The following is a 15,800-nucleotide window of genomic DNA, read 5'->3' as shown; positions in this document are numbered from 1 at the left end:
TGATCGAAGACCATCACCGTTTGATGACAGGCAGGGCAAAATCCGAAGGTCGCGGCAGTTTTGGAGGGGATTATTGCGCCGGAATTCTCGATTGAAGCCGCGGGTGCAGGCGTTGACAATCTGTTTTCGTCTTTTCGCGATTTTGCAGCTGAAATTTTCGGCGGAACGCTCCATATAAGGCATCTCTTTCCGCACCCTGTCCCCCCGGAACATATTTCATGGCGCCCATCGTTTCCGTTTCCAATCTGGTGAAAACCTATGCGTCCGGCTTTCAGGCGCTCAAGGATGTCAGCCTCGATATCGAGGAAGGCGAAATCCTCGCACTGCTGGGGCCGAACGGCGCCGGCAAGACGACGCTGATCTCGATCATCTGCGGCATCGTCAATCCGACCGGCGGCACGGTGCTGGTCGGAGGTCATGACGTCGTCACCGATTTTCGCGCCACCCGGGCGATGATCGGGCTGGTGCCGCAGGAACTGACGACCGACCAGTTCGAGACCGTCTGGAACACGGTGTCCTTTTCGCGCGGGCTGCACGGCAAGAAGCCGAACCCGGCGCATATCGAGAAGGTGCTGAAGGACCTGTCGCTCTACGACAAGAAGGACAACATGCTGCGCGAGCTTTCCGGCGGCATGAAGCGCCGCGTGCTGATCGCCAAGGCACTCAGCCATGAGCCGCGCGTGCTGTTCCTCGACGAGCCGACCGCCGGCGTCGACGTCAACCTGCGCAAGGACATGTGGCAGGTGGTCGAGAAGCTGCGCGAAACCGGCGTGACGATCATCCTGACGACGCATTACATCGAAGAGGCGGAAGAGATCGCCGACCGGGTGGGCGTCATCAACGGCGGCAAGATCCTGCTCATCGAGGACAAGAAGGACCTGATGAAGAAGCTCGGCCGCAAGGAATTGCGCGTCGATCTGCAGGAGCCGATTTCGAGCCTCCCCGAGACGCTGTCGTCCTACGACCTGACGATCGAGGATGACGGCAATTCGCTGATCTACGACTACAACACGGCAGGCGAGCGCACCGGCATCACCACGTTGCTGACGGCGCTTGCGGAGGCGGGCATCCGGCTCAAGGACATCTCGACGCGGCAAAGCTCGCTCGAGGATATTTTCGTCGAACTGGTGGGAGCACGGCCATGAACCTCGAAGCGGTCAAGTCGATCTATTTCTTCGAGATGGCGCGGACAAGGCGCACGCTTTTGCAGAGCGTCGTCTCGCCTGTCATTTCCACCTCGCTCTATTTCATCGTCTTCGGCGCTGCCGTCGGCTCGCGCATCCAGGAGATCGACGGTGTCTCCTACGGCGCCTTCATCACCCCGGGGCTGATCATGCTGACGCTGCTCACGCAGTGCATCGGCAACGGCTCGTTCGGCATCTATTTCCCGAAATTCACCGGCACGATCTATGAGCTTCTGTCCTCGCCGGTATCGATGACGGAAATCGTACTCGGTTATGTCGGGGCGGCGGCGACCAAGGGCATGATGATCGGGATCATCATCTTGGGGACAGCCTCGCTGTTCGTCGACCTGTCGATCGCCCATCCCTTCGTGATGCTGTTGTTCTTCGTGCTGACGGCCATAACCTTCAGCCTGTTCGGTTTCATCATCGGCATCTGGGCGAAGGATTTCGAGCAGCTGAACCTGATCCCGATGCTGGTGATCCCGCCACTGGTGTTTCTCGGCGGCAGCTTCTACTCGGTCAACATGCTGCCGCCCTTCTGGCAGGCGGTCAGCCATTTCAATCCGGTTCTGTATCTCATCAGCGGCTTCCGCTGGAGCTTCTTCGAGATCGCCGACGTCAACCCGGTGGTCAGCTTTGCAATCATCATCGTGTTCCTGGCGGTACTGATGGGCTTGCTGACGTGGATATTCCGGACGGGGTATCGGTTGAGGAATTAGCCAATAGGCAATAGGCAATAGGAACGAGATTGTTTTCTACTGCCTATTGCACCACCTCTTCCAGCTCGCACACCTTCGTGTCGATCGTCATGGCGTTGCCGCGCCAGACGAAGGCGCCGTTGCCCCAGCTTCGGATCCAGACCAGCGGCAGCATGACGTCGCGCACCAGGATGGCGGGCAGGGAGAGGAGCGAGACACGCCAGCCCTTGGCAAGGCCAAGCGCCAGTTCCGGCAGGTAGATTGCAGCGAGGACGGCTGCGCCGACCGCAGGGGCATTGACGTCTGCGAGCAGGGCAGCCGTGACCGCGAAGAGGAGCGGCGGCAGGGCGCCCAGCAGAATTTCCGGCGTGAAGAACAGCGGGAAGGTGACGCGGCGCAGGCGTGCCCAGCGGGCCTGGCGCGACCATACGTCATGGCGGGTGCGGCTGCCGAGCGGCTGGTCGAAGGGGCAGGAGACAAGATGGACCTTGTATCCGAGGCGGTTGACCAGCTTGGTTGCGGCCGCATCCTCGGCGATCTCGGCGGCGAGCGCTTCAATGCCGCCATTATCGTCGAGCAACGGCTTGAACCAGAGCATGCTCTTTCCCTGCGCAAACCCGAAACCGAGCGCTTCGCCGGCATATTGCCAGCGGGCCTGCTGGGTGTTGAGGAACATGCATTCGACCTCGGCCCAGAAACCTTGCGGGCGTGCGCCGATCGGCGTCGAGCAGACGAGACCGGTGTTCCTGTGCCAGCCCGCCATCAGGTGCGTCACATAGTCCTTCGGCATCAGCACGTTGGAATCGGCGAGGATCACCCAGTCGTGCCGGGCGGCCTTCCAGCCCTTGACGCAGTTGTTGAGCTTCGGATTGGCGCTGATCCGGTCGTCGCCGGTCAGGATGCGCGTGGGAACACCGGGATTTGCGGCCATCGCCCGGCGTATTTCGGCAACAACAGGATCGCGTGGACTAGCGACGCAAAAGATCAGCTCGTAATCGGGCCAGTCGAGCGAAAAGGCGCGCGCGAGCGTCTCGGCGGTGAACGGCTCGATGCCGCGGGCGGGCACGACGATCGAGACCGGCGGCCTCTGCCGGACCAACGGAGCCGGTTTCCCGCTGGGCTCCATCCGCCAGCCGGCAATGATGATGCTGAGAAGATTGATGAGGACGAGGATTGCGGCCGCAGCGGCAAACGTGATGATCATGCACTGTTCCTTGCTCGCACCGCCGCGTCATGGCGAATCTGCCATAGCGGCTTTGCGATCCAGCAACACCATTGTCATATGACATGCGGATGACAGGCGGGTGAGGCGGCAAGCCGGCTTCAATCAGCGCGGATCGGCATCCAGGCTGATGCGGAAATGCAATTTGAGCCGATCGGGCCGGTCAGAGGCGTGAGGCGCGGTTTCAAACAGAATGCCGCCGTTTCTTTCGATCACGCGTCTTGAGGCGTGGTTGTGCTCATCGCAGAGGATGACGACCTGCCCGAGAGATTGGTCTCGGGCAACGTCCAGCACCCGTTTCAGCGCCATCGTCGCATAACCCTTGCCCTGCTTCCATGGCACGACGGAATAGCCGATATGGCCGGAAACCCGGGGCGGCAGTTCGATTGTCCCGGGCTGGAAGCGCAGGTTGACGTTGCCGCAAAATTCGCCGTCCCATATCCAGAATTGGAGGGATCGAAGGCGATGGCCTCCGGTGCCATCGGGCCGCGGAAGAGTGTCGCCGGGCTTTGTAAGGTCGACCAGGAAAGCCGCTCTGTTCTGGCCCAGGGTCATATGCAGGCTTTCGATGTAATCCCGATCACCGGCGCGCCTCGGGTCGGGCGACCAGCCGGCGGCCAGCGCTGCTTCGAAACCCTGCAGATTTTCCAGATCGGGCTCGACCAGTGTTAACGCCGTTGCCGTTTCTCCTGCGGAAATCATGGTGCTTCCTTCAGTCCCTCAACCGCAACTCATCCGTCTGCATCTGCAGGAAATCCAGCGTCGACAGAAAGCTCATGCCGAGCAGGCTCTGCTCGAGCTTGCCTTGTTCGGCGACCATGGCCTTGATGTCGTTGCGGACGATCGGGCCGATCGAGACTTCCGACAATGTGACTGGTGCCGCGCGGGCCTGGCCGTTGGCGGTCAGGACCGTCTGGGTATAGGCAAGGCCGGCGGGGTTGAGGCCAAGGGTCAGGGCATCCTCGTAGGACAGCGCCACCCGGCTGGCACCGGTATCGACCAGCATCTGGACCGTTCCGCCGTTGACCGTGACCGGCGTTTCGAAATGGCCGTTCATGACCTTGTGCAGCACGACCTCCTGAATGCCTTCATTGTCGGTGAAGACAGCCGCGCGGCCGGGAATGAGGCCGCCGGCCAGCCGGTTTCCAAACGATTGCAGGTCGGTGCGGTACAGATAGCCCGAAACGAGAACGAGGATGATCAGAACCCAGATGCCGAACTGGCGCAGGCTCTGGCCGATGTGCCGCCGGCTCTGAAGGATGCCGGTGCCGATCATCGCCGCGATCGCGCCAAGCGTGACCAGCCGGCCGAAGTCGTCGTTGACAATGCCGAAGGTGCGGCCGCTGTCGTGGTTGAGGATGAGAAAGACGAGGCCGGCGGCAAGGATGCCCAGAAGAATGGTCAGCCTGTTCATGCGCCGCTCACCCGCTCGCGCGCCATGCGGGTCCGGCGTGTTTCGCGGCGCGGCTTGCGCTCCAGCGTTTCCATCCGGGCTGGCAGGGTTTCCATGATGCCGCGGCGCTCATCGGACGTGTAGAGCGTCCAGGCGCCGATCTCGTCGCGCGTGCGACCGCAGCCGAAGCAATATCCGGTTTTCATGTCGATCGAACAGACGAGAATGCAGGGCGATTCCATGAAGGTACTGCGTCCGGATAAAGAGCGGTTCCAACTATATCGTCGTTTCAGATCGCCAGTGCAAGGGCGGCAAAAACGGCGATTTCGGTCAATTGTTGTGTGGCTCCGATTGTGTCGCCCGTGTGGCCGCCGATCTTGCCGTCGACGATTTCGCTGAAGGCTGGCACGGTGGCCACAAACGCTGCGATGGCCAGAACCGCGGCAAGCAGGGAGGCACCGGACAGAAGCAGCAAGAGGGCGGCGGACACGACGCCGAGAACAAGCGCGACAGTGACCGCGGAAGCCTCCGGTTCTCCGGCCGAAGCGGCAACGCCGTCCTGGCGGGCGGGCGGCAGTTTCGACCAGTGCCAGACCATGGCGGTGCGGCTCAGCGCTGCCACGGCCAGCACCAGAAGGCCTGCGCCGCTCGGGGACACCTGCGGCAGCACCGCGGCAAGCGCCGAGACCCTGAGGCCGAAGGACAGGATGAGGGCGACGGCGCCGTAGGAGCCGATGCGGCTGTCCTTCATGATGATCAGCGCGCGCTCCTTCGTCTTGCCGCCGCCAAGACCGTCGGCCGTATCGCTGAGGCCGTCCTCATGCAGGGCGCCGGTGATCAACGCCTGGATCGCCACGGCAACGAAGGCGGTGAACAGCGGCGATACCTGAAGGGCGCTGAAGATCGAGACGATGGCCGCCGCCGGCAGGACGATCAGCAGCCCGGCCAGCGGAAAGGCGCGCACGGCACGGCTGAGGCGGCCGTCGAAATTGACGAAATGGCGCTGCGGCATGTGGATGCGGCTGAGGAACGCCACGGAGCGCGCCACGTCGTCGATGAAGTCGCGGATATCGAACATTGATGGTCCCCCCATGGCCGATCCGCCCCCGCGAATCGGTGTTTTCCGGCTGATCATGCGACGGCGACACGAACCGGCGCAAATGCCGTTGCCGGATTTGCCGTCGCGCTCTATGAGGAAGCACCTTTGCGGGGCAATGCGCCTGCTGCGACAAGACGACAAGAGGATACCGATCATGACTGCCAGCGGCCTGCCGTTCGACGATTTTCGTGAGTTGCTGCGCAACCTGCCGGGCCCCGACAGCGCGGCGCTGGTGGCAGCGCGCGAGCGCGACGCACAGCTGACCAAGCCGCCGGGCGCGCTTGGCCGGCTGGAAGAGATCGCCTTCTGGCTTGCCGCCTGGACGGGCAGGGCGCCTGCCGTCAACCGGCCGCTGGTGGCGATCTTTGCCGGCAATCACGGCGTGACGAAGCAGGGCGTGACACCGTTTCCGCCCTCGGTGACGGCGCAGATGGTCGAGAATTTCGCGGCCGGCGGCGCCGCCATCAACCAGATCTGCGTCAGCTACGATCTCGGGCTGAAGGTGTTCGACCTGGCGCTGGAATATCCGACCGGCGACATCACGCAAGAGGCGGCGCTTTCCGAGCGCGACTGTGCTGCCACCATGGCCTTCGGCATGGAGGCGGTTGCCGGCGGCACCGATCTGCTGTGCATCGGCGAGATGGGGATCGGCAACACGACGATCGCGGCTGCGATCAATCTGGCGCTCTATGGCGGTACGGCCGAGGACTGGGTCGGTCCCGGCACCGGATCGCAGGGCGAGGTGCTGGCGCGCAAGATCGCCGCCGTCGAAAAGGCCGTGGCGCTGCATGCCGATCATCTGTCCGATCCGTTCGAAGTGCTGCGGCGCCTTGGCGGCCGCGAGATCGCGGCGATGGCAGGTGCTATCCTCGCCGCCCGCATGCAGAAAATTCCCGTCATCATCGACGGCTACGTGGCAACGACGGCCGCCGCCATCCTGAAGGCCGGCAATCCGGCAGCGCTCGACCATTGCCTGATCGGCCATGTCTCGGCGGAGCCCGGCCATATGAAGGCGATCGAGATGCTCGGCAAGACGCCGCTTCTGGCGCTGGGCATGCGGCTGGGAGAAGGCACGGGGGCTGCGCTTGCCGCCGGCATCGTCAAGGCGGCAGCGGCCTGCCATTCCGGCATGGCGACGTTTGCGCAGGCAGGTGTCAGCAACAAGAGCTGATGACCGCCTTGCCCTAAATTCGCTTCTTTGTGTTGCAATCGAGCCCTTGCAGCCGTCGTTGTATTGCGTTTCGAACGCTCCAGCTGCCAACAGGTTGCGCGTGGCGTGGAGTTACCCGATTGAAATTGCTATCCTTCAGGCGGCCGGAAATCGGCAGCATCGCCTTGAGCGCCGTTGTTTCGGCCTATCTGCTGATTGTGACCAACGTCACCTTCTGGTCCCGTGCCGGGCAGTATTTCGGGGGGGCCCTTGGCAGTCTGGTTGCCTTTGGCTTCAGCATTTCGCTGCTGGTCTTCGTCGCCATGACCGTCCTGTCGGCGAAATACCTGATCAAGCCGGCGTTGATCTTCTTCATCCTTGTGTCCGGCGTTTGTTCGTATTTTGCCGATACCTACGGCATCATCGTCGACAAGGAGATGGTCGAGAGCGCCTTCGTCACCACGAAGGCCGAGGCGGGCCATCTGGTCACTCCGCATTTCGTGCTGCATATCCTTTTTTTCGCGATCCTGCCTTCGTTGCTGATCGCGTTGGTGAAGGTTAGACACCGTCCGATCATTTCAAAGACACTGCACAATCTTGCCGTGATCGTTCCGTCGCTGATCGCCGTCACGGTCCTGGTGTTTTTCAATTTCGCCAGCTTTGCCTCCGTGATCCGCGAACACAAGGACATGATGAAGCTGTTCAATCCGACCGGTCCGATCGCGGCGGCGGCGCGTTTCGCCACGTCCGATTATGAGGAGGCCAACATCGTTGTTTCTCCCTTTGGCATGGATGCGAAGGCCGGCGACCGCCTTGCCAAGGAGAAAAAGCCTGTCGTTGTCGTGGTTGTTGCGGGCGAGACGGCGCGGGCGATGAATTTCTCGCTCAACGGCTACGCAAGGGAGACCAATCCGGAACTCAAGGCCCTGGGTGTGGTCAATTTCACCAATACGACAAGCTGCGGCACGGAAACGGCGGTCTCGCTGCCGTGCATGTTCTCGGGCTTTCGCCGTACCGAATATACGGAATGGAAGGCGCATTCCCGGCAGAATCTGGTCGATGTGCTCACCCATGCCGGTATTTCCGTCTCCTGGTGGGACAACAATACCGGCAGCAAGGGGGTCGCCAACCTGATCAACTATGCGAGCCTCAACGGCGAGAAGAACAGCCCGCTCTGTCACGGCGGGGAATGTCTCGACGATATTTTCCTGGATGGCCTGGACAAGAAGCTGGCGGCGATCACATCCAATACGGTCATCGTGCTGCACCAGCTTGGAAGCCACGGGCCGGCCTATTATTCACGGTATCCCGAGGAATACCGCAGGTTCGAGCCCGACTGCCGCACAGCCGAGCTGATGAACTGCTCGCGCCAGGAGATCGTCAATGCCTACGACAATTCAATTCTTTATACCGACCACAATCTTGCCAGCGTTGCCAAGCTCTTGCAGAAGCACGAGGCTACCGTGGCGGGAGCGATGATCTATATGTCGGATCATGGCGAATCCCTGGGTGAAAACGGGATCTACCTGCATGGCGCACCCTATGCCATAGCGCCGCAGGAGCAGACCCATGTGCCCTTCATTGCCTGGTTCTCGCAATCCTATCAGTCCATCATGGGGCTTGATACCAAGTGTCTTCTCACCTATTCGGATGCGGCGATGTCACACGACAACCTGTTTCATACCGTTCTCGGCATGATGAACATTCAGACCGGCGTCTATAATCGCGCGCTCGATGCTTTCGCCCCCTGCGTCGCTCGGAGCTGACATGTATCGGAATGAGGAATATCGCGGCATGGACAATGGCAGGCCGGTAAAGAAACTGACGGGTATCCGGCATCTGTTTGCCGCCGCAAGCTATTCAATCGGGGGCGCCAAACGTCTGCTGGGGGAGGCTGCGTTTCGCCACGAACTCATCGGCTTTGCGGTTGCCATGCTCGCCTTCGCCATCAGCGGCGCGACCGTGTTCCAGTATGTGGCCATGCTGGTGCTGTTCCTGCTGATGATCGCCTTTGAAGCGTTGAACACCGCGATCGAGGAAATTGTCGATCGCGTTTCGCCGGAAATTTCCGAGATGGGCAAGAATGCCAAGGATCTCGGCTCTCTGGCATGCCTCTGCATGATCCTGGCCAATGCCGGTTATGCTGTCTACGTGGTGTTCTTGTCGCACTTTATTACCGTCTGACGTATCGGCGCGCGGCGGCATTTATTCCCTCATGATCAATCAACTTAAATTGACCGACGGTCGCATGCGCGGGTGTCAATCAAAGTTGACGTGAACAATCATGATTATATACCGGGTCCGCCGGGCGATATGGTCCGACCAAACTTTGAGAGGCTGTCATGAAATTTTCCTTCCCAGGTTCCGCGTTCACGCTGGCAACGCTTGCCGGTGCGTCGATGCTTGCCATGAGCGCGACGGCCAATGCCGACGATATCGGCATTGTCGTCTACAACGCACAGCACGAGAGCCTCGGCGTCGCCTGGGCCGAAGCCTTTACCAAGGAGACCGGCATCAAGGTGACGCTGCGCAAGGGCAGCGACATGGAGTTCGCCAACCAGATCGTCCAGGAAGGTGCCGCATCGCCGGCCGACGTGTTCCTGACGGAAAACTCGCCGGCCATGTCGCTGGTCGACGGGGCAGGGCTGTTCGAGCCGGTTGCCGCCGACACGCTGGCGCAGGTGCCGGAGAATTTCCGTCCGTCGAACGGCCACTGGATCGGCGTTGCCGCCCGCTCGACGGTGTTTGCCTATGACAAGACCAAGCTGACCGAAGACAAGCTGCCGAAGTCGCTGCTCGATCTTGCCGATCCGAGCTGGAAGGGCCGCTGGGCGGCTTCGCCGTCCGGCGCCGACTTCCAGGCGATCGTCAGCGCGCTGCTGGCGCTGAAGGGCGAGGAAGCGACGACGTCCTGGCTGACGTCGATGAAGGAGAACTTCACCGCCTACAAGGGCAACTCGACGGCGATGAAAGCGGTGAACGCCGGCGAAGTCGAAGGCGCGGTGATCTACAACTACTACTATTACGGCGACCAGGCGAAGACCGGCGAGAACAGCAAGAACGTCGCGCTGCATTTCTTCAAGAACGAAGATCCGGGCGCTTTCGTCAGCATTTCCGGCGGCGGCGTGCTTGCCTCCAGCCAGCACAAGGAAAATGCGCAGGCCTTCCTGAAGTGGCTGACGGGCAAGGGCGGCCAGGCTATCCTGCGTGACGGCACCTCGTTCGAATATGCCGTCGGCAACGGCGAAGCGTCGAACGCGGCGCTTCCGGCGCTTTCGGATCTGCAATATCCGAAGGTCGATCCGGCCACGCTCAACAGCGCAAAAGTCACAGACCTGATGACGGCAGCCGGTCTGCTGTGATAGGCAGGGCCTAAACCTGAACGGAACGCTCCGGTTAGGCATCGTCATTCCGGACTACCGGTGACATTCGCAGCCGCTCGATCGATGCGGCTGCGAATGGTCTTTTGGTTTGAAAGCAGAGATTTTGAGCGCCACAGCGTTTCATGCCGAATCCCGCTCCGCCCTGCGGCGGCTGGTGATTGCCGCCAGGGGCCGTTCCCGGGTGCCCTATCTCTGGGTCACGATCGTGGCGGCTTTTGTGTCGCTCGTCAGTCTCATGCCGCTCGGTTTCATTGCCTGGATTACCATCCAGACCGGTTGGGAAACGGCGTCAAAACTGATTTTCCGTGGCCGCGTGGGCGAATTGCTTGTCAACACGGCGCTGCTTGAACTCTGCACCATTCCACTAACGATCGTGCTTTCGGTTTCGCTGGCATGGCTGACGGAGCGGACCGATCTGCCCGGCGCGCGCCTTTGGGCCTGGCTGGCGGTGGCGCCGCTTGCCGTTCCGGCCTTTGTCCACAGCTACGCCTGGATCAGCCTCTTTCCCGGCCTGCATGGCCTGACCGGCGGCGTGCTGGTTTCGGTGCTTGCCTATTTCCCGTTTCTCTACCTGCCGGTGGCAGCGCAGCTGCGCCGTCTCGATCCGGCGATCGAGGATGCGGCCGCCTCGCTTGGCCTCAATCCCTGGCAGGTGTTCTTTCGCGCCATCCTGCCGCAATTGCGGCTGGCCATCTGCGGCGGCTCGCTTCTGGTGGGTCTGCACCTTTTGGCCGAATACGGTCTCTACGTGATGATCCGCTTCGATACGTTTTCGACCGCGATCGTCGATCAGTTCCAGTCGGCTTTCAACGGCCCTGCGGCGAACATGCTGGCTGGTGTGCTCGTTTCATGCTGCCTGTTGCTGCTCGTCATAGAAGCGGTTCTGCGCGGCGGCGAACGTTATGCCCGCGTCGGTTCCGGCGCGGCTCGCCCGGCGGACCGCCGGCAACTCGGACGGTGGGTGTTCCCGGCGCTGGCCCTGAATGTCGCAACGGTGGCCTTGGCAATCGGCGTGCCGTTCGTGACGCTGACGCGCTGGCTCTATATCGGGGGCACCGAGATCTGGCGGATCGATCTTGTCGGCAGCGCGTTCGCACAGACCGTCGTCCTGGCAATCGCCGGCGGTGTGCTGGCGACGATCGCGGCCGCACCCATGGCCTGGCTGTCTGTGCGCGCACCCGGCCGTCTGCAGCGGATTTTCGAAGCCTGCCACTATTATGTCGGCTCGCTGCCCGGCGTGGTGGTGGCGCTGGCGCTGGTGACGATCACGGTTCGGATGATCCTGCCGCTCTACCAGACGTTTGCGACGCTGTTCCTCGCCTATGTCATGCTGTTCCTGCCGCGCGCCATGGTCGGATTGCGCACCAGCATCGCCCAGGCACCGGTCGAACTGGAGCGGGCCGCGATGGCGCTCGGCCGCACGCCGTTCCAGGCAGTCCGCCAGACGACGATGCGGCTGGCGGCACCCGGCGTCGCGGCAAGCACGGCGCTGGTGGCGCTGGGGATCACCAATGAACTGACGGCAACCTTGATGCTGTCGCCGACCGGCGTCGAGACGCTGGCGACCAAATTCTGGTCGCTCACCAGCGAGATCGACTATGTCGCGGCGGCTCCCTATGCGGTGATGATGGTGCTTTTGTCGCTGCCGCTCACCTTCCTTCTTTACGTGCAATCCAGACGGGCAACCGGACAATGACGTTTCTGACAATCGACGCCATCAGCAAATCCTACGGCGCGACGGTGGCGCTCGACGCCATCGACATGTGCATCGAGGCGGGCGGGCGCACCGCGATCGTCGGTCCATCCGGCTCCGGAAAGACGACACTGCTGCGCATCATTGCCGGTTTCGAAACGCCGGGCAGCGGATCGCTGGTGCTGGATGGAAAAACGCTTGCCGACGACGGCGTGCTTGTTCCGGCGCACAAACGTGGCATCGGCATCGTTTCGCAGGATGGCGCGTTGTTTCCGCACCTGACCGTCGCCGACAATATCGGCTTCGGACTGGCCAAGCATGCACCGGGCCGCGAACAGCGGATCGCCGAGCTGATGGAGATGGTCGAGCTTGACGCCATCATGGCCAGCCGCCGTCCGCACCAGCTTTCCGGCGGTCAGCAGCAGCGCGTGGCGCTGGCGCGGGCTTTGGCGCTCAAGCCCCGGCTGATGCTTCTCGACGAGCCGTTTTCGGCGCTTGACACGGGGTTGCGCGATACGATGCGGCGGACGGTGGCGCGCGTGCTGCGCGCCTCCGGCACGACCGCGATCCTGGTGACGCACGATCAGGCGGAGGCCCTGTCCTTCGCCGATCAGGTGGCAGTTTTGCGCCAGGGGCGTCTCGTCCAGTTCGGACCGCCACGCACGCTCTACGGAAAGCCGAGGGACCGCGAAACGGCGACTTTTCTCGGCGAGGCAATCCTGCTCGATGCCGACATCGCAGCGGATCGCGCCACATGCGCGCTGGGATCGCTGACGGTCGAGCAAGGCTTGAAGGCGGGGCAGGCGACGATCATGCTGCGTCCGGAGCAGATCCGCCTGACCACGGCCGCTGCCGGGACCAGACCGGAGGGACCGGTCGGGCGCGTCGACGACGTGGAGTTCGGCGGCGGCAACTGCATGGTTCTTGTCAGGATCGACCGCACCGACCGTGCCATGCCGGATTTCCTGTCGATCAAATGTGTCGGCTCGGAAATTCCGGAGCCTGGCGACATGGTGAAAATCAGCGTCCACGGCACGGCGCATGTGCTGGCGGATTGACGGCCGCTAGGCGAAGCTCTTCCTGCGGCGCTCGATCGCCGGTGCGTCTTCGACGGCCGGAATGCTTTGCAGCACGCGCTTTGACGGCAGGATGGCGATGGCCTCGGTGCCTTCGCGCAGCTTGGAGCGCAGGATGAACTCGCCATTGTGCTTGGCAAGGATTGCCTGGACGATCGGCAGGCCGAGACCGGTGCCCTGTTCGGCGCTCTTGATGGCGATCGAGCCCTGGCCGAAAGCCGAGAGGACGACGGGGATTTCCTCTTCGGGGATGCCCGGGCCGTTATCCTTGATGGACAGATACTGGCCGCCGCCGGCCGTCCAGCCGACCTTGACGGAAATCTCGCCGCCCGATGGCGTGAACTTCACGGCGTTCGACAACAGGTTCAGGATCACCTGGCGCATCGCCTTTTCGTCGACCCAGACCGAGGGCATGCCATATTCGAACTGCTCGGTGATGCTGATGTTCTTGGTGCGGGCCCGCAGCTGCACCATGCCGATGCAATCCTCGGTGATCTCGACCAGCTGGATGGCTTCCTCACTCAGATCGTATTTGCCTGCCTCGATACGAGACAGATCGAGAATCTCGTTGATCAGGTCGAGAAGGTGCTGGCCGGAGCGATGGATGTCGCCGGTATATTCCTTGTAGATCGGATTGTTGAGCGGCCCCAGCACCTCGGTCGACATGACTTCGGAGAAGCCGAGGATGGCGTTCAGCGGCGTGCGCAATTCGTGCGACATCGAGGCGAGGAAACGGGACTTGGCAAGGTTGGCTTCCTCGGCACGGCGGCGTGCCTCGTCCGACATCGACTTGGCGACTTCGAGTTCGGCGATCAGGTCGTCTTTTTCAGATTGCATGGACAGAACGTGCACATTGGCGCGGTGCATGCGGTTGGTCATGAAGACGAGAAAGATCAACGATGTCGATACGACCGCCGTCAGCGCCATATAGCCCGCGTTGCCGGATTCGATCGTCAGTCCGGCCAGAGCGATGACGACCGGGGTGAAGGTGAAAAGCAGGGCGTTGCGAAGGAGAAACGTGCCCATCGCAGTGGCCGCCAGTGCGATCATCAGGACGGCACCCTTGTAGAAGCCGAAATTGACTTCTCCGCAGCTGCTGCAATCCTGCATGATGAACGCCACCCAGCAAATACCGAAAACGATCTGAACGATCAGCAAACAGCGACGCCAGTACGATACTTGGTCCGCCGCGATGTCCCGGGTTTTCGCCCGGCGAGCGAGCAGGATGCCGATGGCATGGACACAGAGCGTCATGATGCTCCAGCCGACAAGATCCAGGCTTTGCGAGAGATAGACGCCGACGCCTGTGACCAGAAACACGAAGATCGGCATGGCAATGGCGCCCTGCAGCATCGAATCGACATGCAGCCCCAGCATCTCCCTGTCGAAGCCGGACGCGTTGGATGGGCCGGCCTGCAGGCGTTCGCGGGTCGAGCGCACGGCTTTCGACACCGCCGTGTTGCGGTGGCTGCGCGATTTGTCGACGATAATCTTGTCGGTCGAGGTGCTGACGCCCTTACTCATGAATCTCAAACGCGTTAACGGAATCCGTTGAACTTTAAGGGGGAATCCTTAAGAAGTTGCTGCGGTTTCCCGTTTTTCGGCGTGCATTACGCAGGGTGAATTCGCCGATTGCGGCGAAAAAGGATGACGATGATGCGCATGGTCCGGATCCTTCGCGATCTTCTGCTGACGGCGCTGATCCTCTTGTTTCTCGGGCTGGTCGTGGTGCGCCTCGACGGTGTTCGGCAGGAGGCCATGTCCGGGCGAGCGCGCATCATCGACGGCGATACGCTGGTGCTGGACGGCAAACGCATCAGGCTGGTCGGCATCGATGCGCCGGAACTGCGCCAGGTCTGCCGGCGCGACGGGCGGGATTGGTCTTGCGGTGCCGATGCGAGGGGCTATCTGGCGGCGTTGATCGGTGATGTGCAAATCATTTGCAGGGCTGACGGCAGCGACCGCTACGACCGGTTTCTCGCCGTCTGCTCGGCGCGCAATCTCGATCTCAATGCGGCGATGGTCGGCGCCGGTTTTGCCGTCGCCTTTGGAAACTACGATGCGGAGGAAGAAACCGCCAGGAAGGCGCGCCTCGGGCTTTGGGCAGGCACGTTCGACGCGCCGCGAACATGGCGACAGACCCATGGCGGAATGGACGAGGGGCCCCATATACCGGACGGCTGGCTGGACACGATGTTTCAAGGGGTCGTCGACAGGATGAAGACGATATTTGCAGGGCTGTGGAATGGCTGATGGAGAAGGCGACGGGCTTGAGGATCTGCGCGGGGCGATCGCCGCCTGCCGGATCTGTCGTGACGCGCCGGCGCGCGGGTTCGAACACCGGCTGCCGCATGAACCGCGTCCAGTGGCGGTGATTTCATCGAGGGCGCGCATCCTGATTTCCGGTCAGGCGCCGGGCCTGCGCGTCCACCAGAGCGGGCTGCCGTTCAACGATGCTTCGGGCGACCGGCTGCGGCAATGGCTCGACGTGACGCGCGCGCAATTCTACGATCCGAACCTCTTTGCCATCGTGCCGATGGGGTTCTGCTTTCCCGGCTACGATGCCCATGGCAGCGACCTGCCGCCGCGCCGGGAATGCGCGCCGCGCTGGCGGCGGGAGGTCATGGACGCGATGCCGCAGGTCGAGCTGGTGCTGGCCATCGGCCAGTATGCGCAAGCCTGGCATCTCGGCGAACGCCGGGCCGCGACGATGACCGAGACGGTGCGCAACTGGCGGGCGCATCTCGGCTCGAATACCGGGCCGGCGGTGCTGGCCTTGCCGCATCCGAGCTGGCGCAATACCGGCTGGCTGAAGAAGAATCCATGGTTCGAAGCCGAAGTCCTGCCTGTCCTGCGCGGGCGGGTCAAAAAAATGACGGCCTGAAACAATTTTCTTTCTTTT

General features: G+C 62.1%; 16 protein-coding genes. 10 read left to right on the top strand and 6 right to left on the bottom strand.

Annotation, left to right across the window (positions count from 1 at the left end; translation table 11 throughout):
- The first annotated feature begins 218 nt into the window (after positions 1-218).
- Together J2Z75_RS03030 and J2Z75_RS03025 are read left to right on the top strand one after the other, a co-directional pair.
- Complete coding sequence (locus J2Z75_RS03030) at positions 219-1,145, top strand: ABC transporter ATP-binding protein (RefSeq protein WP_209847541.1); 927 nt, start codon at positions 219-221, stop codon at positions 1,143-1,145.
- Entirely contained in the window at positions 1,142-1,903 is a 762-nt protein-coding gene (locus tag J2Z75_RS03025) for an ABC transporter permease (protein WP_209847538.1), read from the top strand. The genes J2Z75_RS03030 and J2Z75_RS03025 overlap by 4 nt, the downstream gene beginning before the upstream one ends.
- 43 nt (positions 1,904-1,946) lie before the next feature.
- On the opposite strand, the gene J2Z75_RS03020 is transcribed toward J2Z75_RS03025, so the two are convergent.
- The 5 genes from J2Z75_RS03020 to J2Z75_RS03000 all read right to left on the bottom strand — a co-directional run bounded on the left by J2Z75_RS03020 (position 1,947) and on the right by J2Z75_RS03000 (position 5,575).
- Positions 1,947-3,086, bottom strand: a complete 1,140-nt coding sequence (locus J2Z75_RS03020) for a glycosyltransferase (protein WP_209847536.1) — start codon at positions 3,084-3,086, stop codon at positions 1,947-1,949.
- A 123-nt stretch (positions 3,087-3,209) separates the two neighbouring features.
- Positions 3,210-3,806 (bottom strand): GNAT family N-acetyltransferase, encoded by a 597-nt coding sequence (locus tag J2Z75_RS03015; RefSeq protein WP_209847534.1) that lies wholly within the window; start codon positions 3,804-3,806, stop codon positions 3,210-3,212.
- A gap of 10 nt (positions 3,807-3,816) precedes the next feature.
- Complete coding sequence (locus J2Z75_RS03010) at positions 3,817-4,518, bottom strand: TIGR02281 family clan AA aspartic protease (protein ID WP_209847532.1); 702 nt, start codon at positions 4,516-4,518, stop codon at positions 3,817-3,819.
- Positions 4,515-4,739, bottom strand: coding sequence for a DUF1289 domain-containing protein (locus J2Z75_RS03005; RefSeq protein ID WP_209847529.1), 225 nt, complete (start codon positions 4,737-4,739; stop codon positions 4,515-4,517). The genes J2Z75_RS03010 and J2Z75_RS03005 overlap by 4 nt, the downstream gene beginning before the upstream one ends.
- 47 nt (positions 4,740-4,786) lie before the next feature.
- Positions 4,787-5,575, bottom strand: a complete 789-nt coding sequence (locus J2Z75_RS03000) for an adenosylcobinamide-GDP ribazoletransferase (RefSeq protein ID WP_209847526.1) — start codon at positions 5,573-5,575, stop codon at positions 4,787-4,789.
- A 175-nt stretch (positions 5,576-5,750) separates the two neighbouring features.
- Here J2Z75_RS03000 and cobT point away from each other — a divergent pair, with 175 nt between their 5' ends.
- The 6 genes from cobT (at position 5,751) to J2Z75_RS02970 (ending at position 12,880) form a co-directional block, all read left to right on the top strand.
- Positions 5,751-6,767: a nicotinate-nucleotide--dimethylbenzimidazole phosphoribosyltransferase gene (cobT, locus tag J2Z75_RS02995; RefSeq protein WP_209847523.1), complete on the top strand. Its 1,017-nt coding sequence runs from the start codon at positions 5,751-5,753 to the stop codon at positions 6,765-6,767.
- A 119-nt stretch (positions 6,768-6,886) separates the two neighbouring features.
- A complete protein-coding gene (locus J2Z75_RS02990) occupies positions 6,887-8,512 on the top strand; it encodes a phosphoethanolamine transferase (RefSeq protein WP_209847520.1) in 1,626 nt (541 codons plus the stop codon).
- Position 8,513: 1 nt separating this feature from the next.
- Complete coding sequence (locus J2Z75_RS02985; protein ID WP_209847517.1) at positions 8,514-8,930, top strand: diacylglycerol kinase; 417 nt, start codon at positions 8,514-8,516, stop codon at positions 8,928-8,930.
- A gap of 158 nt (positions 8,931-9,088) precedes the next feature.
- Positions 9,089-10,108 (top strand): iron ABC transporter substrate-binding protein, encoded by a 1,020-nt coding sequence (locus J2Z75_RS02980; protein ID WP_407692730.1) that lies wholly within the window; start codon positions 9,089-9,091, stop codon positions 10,106-10,108.
- Positions 10,109-10,283: 175 nt separating this feature from the next.
- Positions 10,284-11,825, top strand: a complete 1,542-nt coding sequence (locus tag J2Z75_RS02975) for an ABC transporter permease (protein WP_327791216.1) — start codon at positions 10,284-10,286, stop codon at positions 11,823-11,825.
- Positions 11,822-12,880 carry an ABC transporter ATP-binding protein gene (locus tag J2Z75_RS02970; protein ID WP_209847514.1) on the top strand — a complete coding sequence of 353 codons (1,059 nt, stop codon included), beginning with the start codon at positions 11,822-11,824 and terminating at the stop codon, positions 12,878-12,880. Before J2Z75_RS02975 ends, J2Z75_RS02970 begins: the two co-directional genes overlap by 4 nt.
- 6 nt (positions 12,881-12,886) lie before the next feature.
- On the opposite strand, the gene J2Z75_RS02965 is transcribed toward J2Z75_RS02970, so the two are convergent.
- A complete protein-coding gene (locus J2Z75_RS02965) occupies positions 12,887-14,422 on the bottom strand; it encodes a sensor histidine kinase (RefSeq protein ID WP_209847512.1) in 1,536 nt (511 codons plus the stop codon).
- Between the two features lie 123 nt (positions 14,423-14,545).
- Between J2Z75_RS02965 and J2Z75_RS02960 the strand changes: the two genes are divergently transcribed.
- Entirely contained in the window at positions 14,546-15,151 is a 606-nt protein-coding gene (locus tag J2Z75_RS02960; RefSeq protein ID WP_209847509.1) for a thermonuclease family protein, read from the top strand.
- Positions 15,144-15,782, top strand: a complete 639-nt coding sequence (locus tag J2Z75_RS02955; RefSeq protein ID WP_209847505.1) for a uracil-DNA glycosylase family protein — start codon at positions 15,144-15,146, stop codon at positions 15,780-15,782. Before J2Z75_RS02960 ends, J2Z75_RS02955 begins: the two co-directional genes overlap by 8 nt.
- Positions 15,783-15,800: the final 18 nt, after the last annotated feature.

It is taken from the genome of Rhizobium herbae (assembly GCF_017873135.1).
In the GTDB taxonomy this organism is placed as follows: domain Bacteria; phylum Pseudomonadota; class Alphaproteobacteria; order Rhizobiales; family Rhizobiaceae; genus Pararhizobium; species Pararhizobium herbae.
The sequence above is the reverse complement of the archived record's forward strand: the minus strand, read 5'-3'. Positions and strand labels throughout refer to the sequence as shown.

What these genes read in the sequence shown, in the direction of transcription:
- J2Z75_RS03030 (WP_209847541.1), top strand. Translation starts at nt 219, where the DNA reads ATGGCGCCCATCGTTTCCGTTTCCAATCTGGTGAAAACCTATGCGTCC.
- J2Z75_RS03025 (WP_209847538.1), top strand. Translation starts at nt 1,142, where the DNA reads ATGAACCTCGAAGCGGTCAAGTCGATCTATTTCTTCGAGATGGCGCGG.
- J2Z75_RS03020 (WP_209847536.1), bottom strand. Translation starts at nt 3,086, where the DNA reads ATGATCATCACGTTTGCCGCTGCGGCCGCAATCCTCGTCCTCATCAAT.
- J2Z75_RS03015 (WP_209847534.1), bottom strand. Translation starts at nt 3,806, where the DNA reads ATGATTTCCGCAGGAGAAACGGCAACGGCGTTAACACTGGTCGAGCCC.
- J2Z75_RS03010 (WP_209847532.1), bottom strand. Translation starts at nt 4,518, where the DNA reads ATGAACAGGCTGACCATTCTTCTGGGCATCCTTGCCGCCGGCCTCGTC.
- J2Z75_RS03005 (WP_209847529.1), bottom strand. Translation starts at nt 4,739, where the DNA reads ATGGAATCGCCCTGCATTCTCGTCTGTTCGATCGACATGAAAACCGGA.
- J2Z75_RS03000 (WP_209847526.1), bottom strand. Translation starts at nt 5,575, where the DNA reads ATGTTCGATATCCGCGACTTCATCGACGACGTGGCGCGCTCCGTGGCG.
- cobT (WP_209847523.1), top strand. Translation starts at nt 5,751, where the DNA reads ATGACTGCCAGCGGCCTGCCGTTCGACGATTTTCGTGAGTTGCTGCGC.
- J2Z75_RS02985 (WP_209847517.1), top strand. Translation starts at nt 8,514, where the DNA reads ATGTATCGGAATGAGGAATATCGCGGCATGGACAATGGCAGGCCGGTA.
- J2Z75_RS02980 (WP_407692730.1), top strand. Translation starts at nt 9,089, where the DNA reads ATGAAATTTTCCTTCCCAGGTTCCGCGTTCACGCTGGCAACGCTTGCC.
- J2Z75_RS02970 (WP_209847514.1), top strand. Translation starts at nt 11,822, where the DNA reads ATGACGTTTCTGACAATCGACGCCATCAGCAAATCCTACGGCGCGACG.
- J2Z75_RS02965 (WP_209847512.1), bottom strand. Translation starts at nt 14,422, where the DNA reads ATGAGTAAGGGCGTCAGCACCTCGACCGACAAGATTATCGTCGACAAA.
- J2Z75_RS02960 (WP_209847509.1), top strand. Translation starts at nt 14,546, where the DNA reads ATGACGATGATGCGCATGGTCCGGATCCTTCGCGATCTTCTGCTGACG.
- J2Z75_RS02955 (WP_209847505.1), top strand. Translation starts at nt 15,144, where the DNA reads ATGGCTGATGGAGAAGGCGACGGGCTTGAGGATCTGCGCGGGGCGATC.